9 protein-coding genes are annotated in these 11,742 nt (G+C 70.6%); 4 read left to right on the top strand and 5 right to left on the bottom strand.

Annotated elements, in window-relative coordinates:
- The first annotated feature begins 234 nt into the window (after window positions 1-234).
- Window positions 235-1,275, top strand: coding sequence for a DUF4192 domain-containing protein (locus tag ACFWNN_RS35760; RefSeq protein ID WP_382444376.1), 1,041 nt, complete (start codon window positions 235-237; stop codon window positions 1,273-1,275).
- Here the strand turns inward: ACFWNN_RS35760 and ACFWNN_RS35755 are convergent.
- From ACFWNN_RS35755 to ACFWNN_RS35740, 4 genes are read right to left on the bottom strand one after another with little or no spacing between them, the layout of a single operon-like run.
- Window positions 1,245-3,248: a prolyl oligopeptidase family serine peptidase gene (locus ACFWNN_RS35755; RefSeq protein ID WP_382444375.1), complete on the bottom strand. Its 2,004-nt coding sequence runs from the start codon at window positions 3,246-3,248 to the stop codon at window positions 1,245-1,247. The two genes, ACFWNN_RS35760 and ACFWNN_RS35755, sit on opposite strands and share 31 nt — an antisense overlap.
- Window positions 3,249-3,254: 6 nt before the next feature.
- Window positions 3,255-4,217, bottom strand: coding sequence for a UDP-glucose 4-epimerase GalE (gene galE, locus ACFWNN_RS35750; protein WP_382444374.1), 963 nt, complete (start codon window positions 4,215-4,217; stop codon window positions 3,255-3,257).
- 36 nt (window positions 4,218-4,253) lie between these two features.
- Window positions 4,254-5,429, bottom strand: coding sequence for a galactokinase (gene galK, locus ACFWNN_RS35745; RefSeq protein WP_382444373.1), 1,176 nt, complete (start codon window positions 5,427-5,429; stop codon window positions 4,254-4,256).
- Window positions 5,426-6,121 carry an iron dependent repressor, metal binding and dimerization domain protein gene (locus tag ACFWNN_RS35740; protein ID WP_382444372.1) on the bottom strand — a complete coding sequence of 232 codons (696 nt, stop codon included), beginning with the start codon at window positions 6,119-6,121 and terminating at the stop codon, window positions 5,426-5,428. Before ACFWNN_RS35740 ends, galK begins: the two co-directional genes overlap by 4 nt.
- 78 nt (window positions 6,122-6,199) lie before the next feature.
- Here ACFWNN_RS35740 and ACFWNN_RS35735 point away from each other — a divergent pair, with 78 nt between their 5' ends.
- On the top strand, window positions 6,200-7,051 hold the full coding sequence (locus ACFWNN_RS35735; RefSeq protein WP_382444371.1) for a sulfurtransferase: 852 nt from the start codon (window positions 6,200-6,202) through the stop codon (window positions 7,049-7,051).
- A 19-nt stretch (window positions 7,052-7,070) separates the two neighbouring features.
- On the opposite strand, the gene ACFWNN_RS35730 is transcribed toward ACFWNN_RS35735, so the two are convergent.
- A complete protein-coding gene (locus ACFWNN_RS35730) occupies window positions 7,071-7,676 on the bottom strand; it encodes a hypothetical protein (protein ID WP_382444370.1) in 606 nt (201 codons plus the stop codon).
- A 78-nt stretch (window positions 7,677-7,754) separates the two neighbouring features.
- On the opposite strand from ACFWNN_RS35730, the gene ACFWNN_RS35725 reads away from it, so the two are divergent.
- Complete coding sequence (locus tag ACFWNN_RS35725) at window positions 7,755-8,927, top strand: acetoin utilization protein AcuC (RefSeq protein ID WP_382444369.1); 1,173 nt, start codon at window positions 7,755-7,757, stop codon at window positions 8,925-8,927.
- Window positions 8,928-8,930: 3 nt separating this feature from the next.
- Complete coding sequence (locus ACFWNN_RS35720; RefSeq protein WP_382444368.1) at window positions 8,931-11,591, top strand: GNAT family N-acetyltransferase; 2,661 nt, start codon at window positions 8,931-8,933, stop codon at window positions 11,589-11,591.
- Window positions 11,592-11,742 lie beyond the last annotated feature (151 nt).

The raw sequence follows: 11,742 nt of genomic DNA, 5'->3' as shown, positions 1-11,742 counted from the left end.
GCCCAGTGGGTTTCATGGGCGGTTGGGGGGGCGCGGCCCCCGGGGCTCACGGTCTTCTCCCCCCCCGCCGGCCTTGCTCTCAAACAGGCCCACCCCCCGGCACTCTAGCAGCGACCCCCGACAAACCCCGGCTTCCAAGCTCTCCAAGATCTCGACCTGTCCACAGCCCCTGAGTTGTCCACAACTTCACGACAACCCCGGCCCATCCCCCGCCCCACCCTCCACTGTGGGCCCATGCCCTCAACCCTCCCGAAGCCCATCCACGTTCGCGAAGCAGGCGACCTCTACGCCGCGATCCCGCACCTGATGGGATTCCACCCGGCCGACTCGCTCGTCGTGATGGTGCTGCAAGACGACATGGTCAACATGACCATGCGCGTCGACCTGCCAAGACCGCGACATAGGGGATACCTGGCAGCTCAGCTGGAAGGCCCCTTGCTCGAACACGGCGCGGCGGAGGTGATCCTCGCGGTCGTGAGCGCGCCCTCGGAGAACATGCCCGAGGAGCTGCCACACGAGCCGTTGGTCGCCACACTCAGGAACCGGCTGGGCGGAGTCGGTATCGACGTCGTCGAGGCCGTGTGGCTGCCATCGTGCCAGAAAGACGCGCAGTGGCTCTGTTATCTCGACATCGACTGCCACGGCAGGTTGCCGGATCCCCAGTTGTCCGCCCTCGCCGCCGCATCCGCGCACGAGGGCAACGTGACGTTCGAGTCACGTGCCGCCCTGGCCGCGATCGCCGCACTGGATCCGCCAGAAGCGCTGGAACGCAGATCCACGTTGCTCGACGAGCTCATGACGGCCGTCGAGGCCCCCGACCCGAGCGTCGAACTACATCGGGTGAGCGACGCGATCGACGCGGTGGAACATCGCAAGGGACCGTTGCCGGACAAGGAGATCGTCGCTCTGACGAGGGCGTTGGCGATGCCCGCGGTCAGGGACGCCAGCATGGGGTTCGCGACGCAGGCGAGGTCCAGGCTCGCGGAACGGCTGTGGCTCGAACTCACCAGGACCTGCCCGGCGCCAGAACGAGCGGAACCGGCCGCCCTGCTCGCGTTCTACGCCTATCAGCGCGGTGACGGCGGGGTCGCGTCCATCGCGCTCGACGCCGCGGACGAGGCCTGCCCGGGCCACGCGTTGAGCAGTCTGATCCGTTCCGCGGTCAGCGCGGCGTTCCCGCCCGCCGAGTTGCGGGCGCTGTCCGTGACGTACATGGACAGCGCCCGTGCGCTGCTCGCTCGCGGTCAGAGCAGTTCGGGTCGTTCCCAGTCCTGATCCAGCACGTGCTCGGCCAGGAACGCCCACACCGTCTCGTACCAGACCCGAGAGTTGCCGGGGGTGAGAATCCAGTGGTTTTCAGTTGGGTAGTAAAGATATTTCGCCTTGACCCCGTGGCGGACGAGGTCGAAGTACAGGCGATGTCCCTCACCGATGGGAACCCGGTAGTCCTTGTCCCCGTGGATGACGAGCATGGGCGTCTTGATGTCAGCCACACGCAGGTGCGGGGAGTTGGCCAGGATCCGCTCCGGCTGCGTGAGGGGGTCGCCCATCTCCCGCATCCAGAAGTAGGAGCTGTCGGTGCCGCCGGAGAAGGCGTCGAGGTGCCACAGCGAGGCGTGCGTGACGATGGCGCGGAACCGGTCGGTCTGAGTCGCGATCCAGTTGGCCATGTAGCCACCGAAGGAGCCGCCCATCGCGGCTGTGCGGGAGGCGTCGATGTCGGCCCGCTCGACGGCGACGTCGGTGATGGCCATCAGATCCGTGTAGGGCTCAGCACCCCAACGACCCCAGCCGGCCTTGATGAAGTCCGGCCCGTACCCGGTCGACAGGGCGGGGTCAGGCAGGAGGATGGCGTAGCCGCGCGCGGCCATCAGCCACGGGTTCCAGCGCCAGGTCCAGCCGTTCCAGCTCATGACCGGACCGCCGTGCACCCACAGCACCAGTGGCGCGGGGGAGTCGGCGGAGGCGCCTTCGGGCAGCACCAGCCAGGACCGGACGGTCCTGCCGTCGGCGACGACCGTCGAGATCTCGGTGAGCGTGCCGGGCACCGACGGGAGGGCGCCGGGCGCAGGCAGCCGTTCTGGATCCTGATCGGCACCGGTGGCGGCGAGCCGCACGGGCTGCGGCGGGTGGTCGACCGAGTTGCGCAGCGCGTACAGCGTCTTGCCGTCCGGGCTCACGACCAGGTCGCTGTAGTAACCGGAGACCGTCAGCTTCGTGATCTCACCGGTCGAGAGGTCCAGCCGCCAGAGCGGCTGGTGCCCGAGATGGCTCGCGGTGAAGAACACCGCGGACCCGTTCGGGCTCACCACCGGGTGGTCCGGCTCCTCCTGGAAGTCGGGCGCCACTGGCGTGATCGTGTTGTCGGCCAGGTCCACGCGCACCAGGTCGCGTCGGTGCGGGGAGTCCGGAGTGGACTCGCGGAACCGGATCGCGATCACCGCGGCCGAGTCCGGCGTGAACACGGCACCGTGGAAGGAGAAACCCTCCTCGGAGGCGATGGCGCGGGACTCTCCGCCGCTCGTCGCCACGATCCGCAGCTCGGTGCGGCGGCCGTAGGCGGCGCTGACGTCGACGTCGTGGCCGTAGACGGCCAGCTTCCCGTCCGGGCTCAGCGCGACGTCCTCGTCGCTGAGCCTGCTCTCGAAGTCCCCGCTCAGGGCGGCGACCGTCTCGGCGGTGACGTCCCCGAGCGGAGCCGCGAACAGTCGCGGGTAGGCAGGGCCGAGGTCCGCGTCCCAGTACCTGATCGGGTACGACTCGTGCAGGATCGCTGTCACGCCGGCGTCCTCGCGGGCCTTGCGCTTGGCGTCGTCGCTCTCGCCGAACTCCGTGAAGCGGTACGCCGAGGACGTGAACAGCACCGTCTCGCCCGCGGCGCGCACCTGACCGACTCCGCCACCCGGCCGCAGCACCTCGGCGGCCTCACCGCGGACCGGAAGCCGCCAGAGCGCCTTCTTGTCCTTGGCCTCACCTGGTTTCGCGAGCGGGTCCGGGCGCGCCGACAGGAACAGCAGCGATCCGTCGGGCGCGAACACCGGGGAGGAGTCCCCCTTAGCGGAGCGGGTGAGCCGGACGGCCTCCCGCTCGCCGGTGGGGTCGACCTCCCAGAGCGAGCCCTGCCACGTCTTGCCGTCCGCGGCGAGCGAGGACACGACCGTGACGAGCCGGGTGCCGTCGGGGGACAGCGCGAGCGACGCGAGCCGCGGGGTGGCGTTGTAGCTCTCGAAGGAGGCGAAGTCGGTCATCCCGGCTCAGGCTCCGTGCCGGGCGCGGGTGAACTCCCACGCGTCGCGGACGATGCCGGTGATGTCCGCGCGCTCGGGCTTCCAGCCGAGCTCGGTGCGGGCCCGCTCGGCGGAGGCGACGAGGACGGCCGGGTCGCCGGCGCGCCTCGGGGCGACGACGGCGGGGATCGGGTGGCCGGTGACCTCGCGGCAGGTGTCGATGACCTGCTTCACCGAGAAGCCGGTGCCGTTGCCCAGGTTGTAGATCCGGTGCTCGCCCGCGGTGGCGTTCTCCAGCGCGAGGAGGTGGGCGTCCGCGAGGTCCAGGACGTGGATGTAGTCGCGGACGCAGGTGCCGTCCTCGGTGGGCCAGTCCTCGCCGTAGATCGAGATGTGCTCACGCTGCCCGAGCGCGACCTGCAGCACGAGCGGGATGAGGTGGGTCTCGGTCGCGTGCCGCTCGCCGATGCTGCCGTAGGCGCCGGCGACGTTGAAGTACCGCAGGCTCGTCGCCGCGAGGCCGTGCGCCGCGGCGTACGACGTGATCGCGTGGTCGATGGCCAGCTTGGTGGCGCCGTAGGTGTTGGTCGGCGCGGTGGGGGCGGTCTCGGGAATCGGTACCTCCCGCGGCTCGCCGTACGTCGCGGCAGTCGAGGAGAAGACGAGCTTCGGCGTGCCGTGATCCTTCATCGCGTCGAGCAGCTGAATCGCGGTCAGGACGTTGCCCGTCCAATACTTGCCGGGGTCCTGCATGGACTCGCCCACGAGGGACTTCGCCGCGAAGTGCAGAACTCCGTCGAACCCTTCCGCGAGGACATCGCCGATCACCTCGGCGATGTCACCCTGGATGAAGCGCGCTCCCGTGGGCACGGCGTCCTCGTGGCCGGTCGAGAGGTCGTCGAGGACGACCACCTCGTGCCCCGCTTCGAGCAGCCTGGCAGCGCACACACTGCCGACGTATCCGGCCCCGCCCGTGACGAGCAGCTTCACCACAGTCCTCGCATTCCTGGTCAAGATCGTTCTTGGCTACCGGTCCCTGCCCGCACCCGCGGACGGAACCGCCGTGAAAAGCCTCGGCCGCGTGAGCGAGCGCGAGGCGAAGCCGGCGAGCACGGACCGCTCGACCTCGTCGTGCCGTTCGACGGGCACGAGGGCGATGGCCGAACCGCCGAAGCCGCCGCCGACCATCCGGGCGCCCAGAGCACCGGCCGCCATCGCGGAGTCGACGGCGACGTCGAGCTCCAGGCAGGAGACGCGGTAGTCGTCCCGGAGGCTCGCGTGGGAACCCGAGAGCAGCGGGCCGACGTCGGCGAGCTCGCCCGCGCGGAGCAGCTCGACCGTGCGCAGGACCCTGTCGTTCTCGGTCACGACGTGCCGCACCAGCGGACGCAGGTCTTCGGGCAGCCGGACGAGTGCCTGGTCGAGCTCCGCGATGTCGACGTCCCGCAGCGCGGGGACGCCGAGGATGCCGGCCGCACGCTCGCAGCCCGCCCGCCGGGCGCCGTAGCCGCCGTCGACGAGGGCGTGGCTCGCACGCGTGTCGATGACGAGGACCTCGAGCCCGCTGGCAGCCGCGTCGAACGCGACCTGTTCCGGCTTGCCGGAGCGCACGTCGTAAAACAGCGCGTGCGCCTCGACGCAGCACAGCGATGCCGTCTGGTCCAGGATGCCGGTTGGCGCGCCCACGAAGTCGTTCTCGGAGCGCTGCACCCAGCGCGCGATGTCCGGCCGCTCGGCGTCGACGCCGGCGAGGCCGAGCAGCGCGAGCGCGACAGCGCACTCCAGGGCGTGGGAGGAGGACAGACCGGCCCCCGCGGGCACGTCGCCCGCGATGACGAGGTCAGCCCCGCCGGTGACGGGGATCCCCTGCTCGCGCAGCGCCCAGGCGACGCCACTGGGGTACGCGGCCCACCCCTTGACGGTGCCGGGGACTAGGTCGGCGACCACGACCGGGTCCGCCTCCTGCACCCCGCCGTCGTCGCCCATCGTGCCGACGTTCATCACGCCGTCGGTACGGGGCGACGCCGCTACCGCGATGCGGTGGGGCAACGCGAACGGCAGCACGTAGCCGTCGTTGTAGTCGGTGTGCTCGCCGATGAGGTTGACCCGGCCAGGAGCCGACCACACCCCCTCGGGCGTGCGCCCGTACAGGCGCTGGAACGCCTCGGCCGCCTTCGCCGCCGGTGTTGTCGCCTGGGTCACCGGGCGAGCACCAGGACGGCGTGGGCGACCGCGGGGTCGAGCTCGGCCTTGTTGCCGTTGCCGCCGCGCACCTGGATGACCTTGGCGCCGCCGAGCGCCTCGACCTCCACGGTGCCGCCCGGCACCACGCCGGCGTCCTTCAGTTCGGCCATGAGGTCCGGGTCGAGCTGGACGTGCTCGGCGATGCGGCGCACCTCGACGCGTCCGCCACCGCGGCGGGCCACCTCGTCCACGCGCACCAGGTCCGCCTCGGCGGGCGGTGCGGGCTCGCCGTCACCCAGCTTGTCGAGGCCGGGGATCGGGTTGCCGTAAGGCGAGGTGGTGGGGTTGCCGAGGAGCTTGATGAGCTTGCGTTCGACCGCCTCGCTCATCACGTGCTCCCAGCGGCATGCCTCGCTGTGCACGTGCTCCCATTCGAGCCCGATGATGTCCACGAGGAGGCGCTCGGCGAGCCGGTGCTTGCGCATGACGGCGATCGCGAGGTTGCGGCCCTGCTCGGTGAGCTCGAGGTGGCGGTCCTCCGCCACGACCACCAGGCCGTCGCGTTCCATGCGGCCGACGGTCTGGCTCACCGTCGGTCCACTTTGGCCAAGGCGCTCGGCGATGCGGGCGCGCAGCGGCACCACGCCCTCTTCCTCAAGCTCGTAGATCGTGCGGAGATACATCTCCGTGGTGTCGATGAGGTCGTTCACACCCGCTCCCCTTCGTATGGTGTCAATGGTAGTCGTGCCGGGGGACACAGGTGTCCGCGCGGGTGCAGGATGTGAGTCGTGCATCCCTTGATCACTCCTGAGGCCCTCGCCGACGCGCTGAGTGCGCGTCCGGCCACCGTTGTGCTCGACGTCCGGTGGCGTCTCGGTGGACCACCCGGACGCCAAGACTACGAGGTCAGCCACGTGCCTGGCGCGGTGTACGTGGATCTGGACACCGAGTTGTCCGCTCCGCCCGGTGTCGGGGGCCGTCATCCGCTGCCGGAACCGGAGCGTCTGCAGGAGGTGCTGCGCCGTGCCGGCGTGCGTGAAGGCGGCAGCGTCGTGGCCTATGACGCGGGGGACGGGTCGGTCGCCGCGCGGGTGTGGTGGCTGCTGCGGTGGGCCGGGTTCGGTGAGGTCGCGGTGCTGGACGGCGGGTTCGCCGCGTGGGAGGCAGCCGGGCTGCTGGTGACCGGCGAGGTGCCGGCCGAGCTGAGCGGGGACGCCCTCGGTGACGTGGTGGTGCGGCCTGGGCAGATGCCCGTGCTGGACGCGGACGGGGCGGCGGCGCTCGCGCGCGACGGGGTGCTGCTCGACGCGCGGGCGGCCGCCCGGTACCGCGGGGAGACCGAGCCGGTGGACCCGAAGGCCGGGCACGTTCCGGGCGCGCTCAACGCGCCGACCACCGGGCACGTCGGGGCGGACGGGCGGTGGCTCGGGGCTGAGGAGCTGGCCTCGCGGTTCGCCGGGCTCGGAGTGTCGGGTGGTGGGGACGTCGGGGCGTACTGCGGGTCTGGGGTGACCGCCTCGTCCGTGGTGCTCGCGCTGGAGGTGGCGGGAGTCACGTCGGCCGAGAAGCCGGCCGCTCTGTACGCCGGGTCGTGGTCCAACTGGTGTGCGTTGAACCGGGAGGTCGCTACCGGCGGCTGAGTGGTGCCGGCCGGTGGTGTCAGGCGTTGGGGATTCGGTTGAAGCCCTCGGTGGCGAGTTTGAGGGCCGTGGCGCAGGTGTCCAGGTCGTCGATCGCCAGGACGCTCACCGAGAAGGCCGGGGTGATGACGGTCGGGTCGTCGGTCAGCATGACGGTGACCTGGCAGTCCTCCTTGGAGGCGGCGACCTGCCATGCGGTGTTGCCACCGATCTCGATCTGCTTCTTCTCGCCGTCCTGGTCCACGATGTCCGGGACCGTGACGATCTGGGTGATGACCGCGGACGGGCCGGTGGTGGTGTGGATGCAGCCGCCGTCCGCCGAGGACTTGCCGCCGGTGGCGGCCTCGATGTCCGCGGCCTTGAGGACGCCGCAGGTTTCCAGGCCCGTGGCCTTCTTCTTGGTGGTGATCTTCACCTTGCCCTGCTGTTGCGGGGCGGTGGGGGTGGCCGGCTTGGAGTTGGCGGTGCTGGCCGGCGGCTTCCTTGAGGTCGTGGTGGGGTCTGAGGCCTCTTGGGTGGCGTTCGGGTCGGCCGTGGCGGTGCCTTTGACCTCGGCGGCGCAGCCGGTGGCGGCGAGGAGGGTCAGGCACAGTGCTGCGAGTACGGCCGCTGGTCTCAGGTGCATGCGCCTCTGACCCCTGTTCGGTGAGATCGGTTCCGCCGGCCAGGTGCGCCGGGGCGAAGCGACTGTAGGTTGCTGGGCATGGGTAAGCCAGCCGCGGTTGTCTGGGACAGGTCCTTCCTCGGGTACGACCTCGGTGGCGACCATCCGCTCAATCCCGTCCGGCTCGACCTGACGGTGCGGCTCGCTACCTCGCTCGGGGTGCTGGACGACGTGGAGTTGCGGGTGCCTGAGGCGGCCAGCGACGAAGAGATCGAGCTGGTGCACAAGCCTGGGTATTTGAGTGCTGTGCAGGCCGCGCCCACTGCCGGGTGGGATGTCGGGCACGGGTTGGGGACGGCGGACAACCCCGTGTTCGAGCGGATGCACGAGGCCTCGGCGTTGGTGGTCGGCGGGTCGTTGGTGGCGGCTCGGGCCATTGCGTCGGGGGAGGTGGATCGGGCCGTCAACATCGCTGGTGGGTTGCATCACGCGATGCCGGACAGTGCGGCCGGGTTCTGCGTTTACAACGACTGCGCGGTGGCCATCGAGTGGCTGTTGCGCAGTGGAGTGGAGCGCATTGCTTACGTCGACGTCGACGTGCATCACGGGGACGGGGTGCAGACGGCGTTCTGGGACGACCCGCGGGTGTTGACGGTGTCGTTGCACCAGCATCCGATGAGTTTGTGGCCGGGGACCGGGTGGGCCGGTGAGGTCGGGGGTGCTGGGGCCGAGGGGAGCGCGGTGAACGTGCCGCTGCCCGCCGGGACTCGGGACGGTGGGTGGTTGCGGGCGTTTCACGCGACGGTGCCGTCGTTGTTGCGGGCGTTCCGGCCTCAGGTGCTGGTGACGCAGTGCGGCGTGGACACGCACCGGGAGGATCCGCTGGCGGACCTGTCGTTGAGCGTCGACGGGCATCGGGCGATCTACCAGGCGTTTCGGGACCTCGTGAACGAGCACGGGTACAAGTGGCTCGCGCTCGGCGGGGGTGGGTACGAGTTGCTGCGGGTGGTGCCCCGGTCGTGGACGCACCTGCTGGCGACCGTGCTGGATCGGGATGTCGACCCCAATCGGCCGTTGCCGGCGGACTGGGTGGCTCATGCGACACGCATCGCACCTGAGTGGCCTTTGCCTGCGTCGATGACCGACGGATGCGACCCTGGGCACCAGCCGTGGGGCGGCGACGCGGAGGAGCCGGTGGACAAGGCGATCCGCGAGACGCGTCGTGCGGTGTTCCCGTTGCATGGGCTTGATCCCGACGACCCCAGGGACTGACAAGTGCCGGACCGCGTGCCCGAGGATGTGCCCGGCGAGAGGGATCCGTTCGACTTTCCGCGGCGGTGGGAGGCCGACGTCGTCCTGAGCGACGGCGGGACGGTCCACCTGCGGCCCATCACGCCCGACGACGGCGAGCAGTTGCGGGAGTTCCACGGGCGGCTGTCGGAGCGCACGCGGTACTTCCGGTACTTCGGGCCGTACCCGCGGATTCCGCAACGGGACCTGGAGCGGTTCAGCACCGTCGACCACCACGACCGGGTCGCGCTCATCGCGTTGCTCGGCGACGACATCGTCGCGGTCGGGCGGTTCGACCGGTTGCACGGCGAGGGGCACAAGGGGGACAGCGCCGAGGTCGCGTTCGTCGTCGAGGACGGGCATCAGGGGCGCGGGCTGGGCAGCATCCTGCTCGAACACCTCGCCGCCGCGGCCAGGGAGGTCGGGCTCGCGCGGTTCGAGGCCGAGGTGCTCGCCGAGAACGGGCAGATGGTCCGGGTGTTCCGCGACGCCGGCTACCAGGTCAGCAGGGCGTTCGAGGAGGGCGTGCTGCACCTGGAGTTCGCGATCGACCCGACCGACGAGTCCGTCGCCGTGGCGCGGGCACGGGAGCAGGCCGCCGAGGCGCGCAGCGTGCACAACCTGCTGCATCCGCGCAGCGTCGCGGTCATCGGCGCGTCCACCGACCCCACCAAGATCGGGCACGCGGTCCTCAAGAACCTCCTCGAAGCCGACTTCAACGGGCCCGTCTACCCCGTCAACGCCGAGCATCGCGCCGTACGGGGCGTGCGGGCCTATCCAACCGTGCTCGACATCCCCGACGACGTCGACCTCGCCGTCGTCGCCGTGCCCGCCGCCAGCGTCGACGAGGTCATGGACGGATGTCTCGCCAAGGGCGTGAAGGCGCTCGTCGTCGTCAGTTCGGGCTACGGCGAGACGGGACCTGACGGGCTGTCGGCCGAACGCAGGCTCGCGGCGGAGGCGAGAGCGCACGGCATGCGTGTCGTCGGACCGAACGCGCTCGGCGTGCTCAACCTCGACCCCAAGGTCCGCCTCAACGCGAGCCTCGCCCCGAAGCTGCCCGAACGGGGCCGCGCGGGCTTCTTCTGCCAGTCCGGCGCCCTCGGCACGGCCATCCTCGCCAACGCCGCCGGCTGGGGCCTCGGCCTCTCGACGTTCGTCTCCGCCGGCAACCGCGCCGACGTCTCCGGCAACGACCTCCTGCAGTACTGGGAGACCGACCCCGCCACCGACGTCGTCCTGCTCTACCTGGAGTCCTTCGGCAACCCGCGCAAGTTCGCGAGGCTCGCCAGACGGCTCGGCCGCACCAAGCCCATCGTCGCGGTGAAGTCGGGCCGCCACGCCGTCGTCCCCGGCCTCGCCGCCACCGCCGCCAAGGTCGACGAGGCGAGCGTCCAGGCCCTGTTCGAGCAGGCCGGCGTGATCAGGGTCGACTCGCTGGCCCAGCTCTTCGACACCGCCCTGCTGCTCGCCCACCAGCCGCTGCCCAAGGGCAAGCGCGTCGCCGTCGTCGGCAACTCCACCGCGATCGGCCTGCTCGCCGCCGACACGCTGCTCGCCCAGGACCTCGACCTCGCGGGCGACCCCGTCGACGTCGGCGCCCAGGCCACGCCGGAGGAGTTCGCGAAGGCCGTTCGCGAGGCCCTCGACCGCGCCGACACCGACGCCCTCGTCGTCGTGTTCGTGCCGCCGGTCGCCGTCCCCGGCACCGCCTACGCCCGTGCCATCAGGGAAGCCGCGCACCGCACGAAACCGATCGTGTCGACGTTCCTCGCGGTCGAGGGCGTCCCCGACGAGCTGCGGATGCCGGGCAAGGGCGGGATTCCCAGCTACGCCAGTCCCGAACGCGCCGTGCTCGCTCTCGCCAGGTCCGTCCGCTACGCCCGCTGGCGCGCCGCGCCGCAGGGCACCTTCGTGCGGCCGGACGGCATCGACCCCGACCGGGCTCGATCCATTGTGGACAGCCCGGAGTTCGAGCGCAGGCTCAGCGACGAGCAGGCCGTCGAACTGTTGAGCTGCTACGGCATCGACGTCGTCCCGTTCCGCATGGCCCGCACTGATGAGGAAGCCGTCCAGGCCGCCGACGAACTCGGCTACCCCGTCGCCATGAAGGCCACCAGCGAACGCCTGCGCCACCGCACCGACCTCGTCGGCGTGCGCCTCGACGTCGCCGGGCAGGAGTCGGTGCGGGGCGCCTACCACGACCTCGCCGCGCTCTCCGGCGACCCCGGCGTCTACGTGCAACGCATGGCGCCCAAGGGAGTCAGCTGCGTCCTGGGCCTGCAGGACGACCCGAGCTTCGGCACGCTGGTCTGGTTCGGACTGTCGGGACTGGTCAGCGATCTCCTCGGCGACCGCGCCTACCGGGCCGTCCCGCTCACCGACACCGACGCGGCGGAACTCGTTGCCGCACCGAAGGCAGCGCCGTTGCTCACCGGCTACCGCGGCGACGAACCCGCGGACCTGAAAGCACTTCAGGAACTGGTACTCCGTTTGGCCGCACTGGCCGAGGACCTTCCGGAGGTGCGCTCGTTGAAGCTCGAACCGGTTCTTGCTTCTGCCGCAGGCGCTTTCGTGAGCAGTGCGCGCATCGTCGTCGGGCCGCCTCCGTCGCTGCACGACGCGGGGCCACGTCGTCTGCGGTAACTCGCTACTGATGAGTTACCGCAACGATTCCGATGTTTCATTCGCGTTGAGGTATGGACATGCGTCCTTTCGGCGCTTAGGTTTCCGGCATCGCCGAGCAGCACCACCCAGGTGCGCAGGCGCATGCCCGTGGAATAAGCGCTGTAGCTGA

The sequence above is a fragment of the Lentzea sp. NPDC058450 genome (assembly GCF_042721395.1).
Taxonomy (GTDB): Bacteria; Actinomycetota; Actinomycetes; order Mycobacteriales; family Pseudonocardiaceae; genus Lentzea.
Note: the sequence above shows the minus strand (reverse complement) of the source record. Positions and strands in the feature narration are given on the sequence as shown.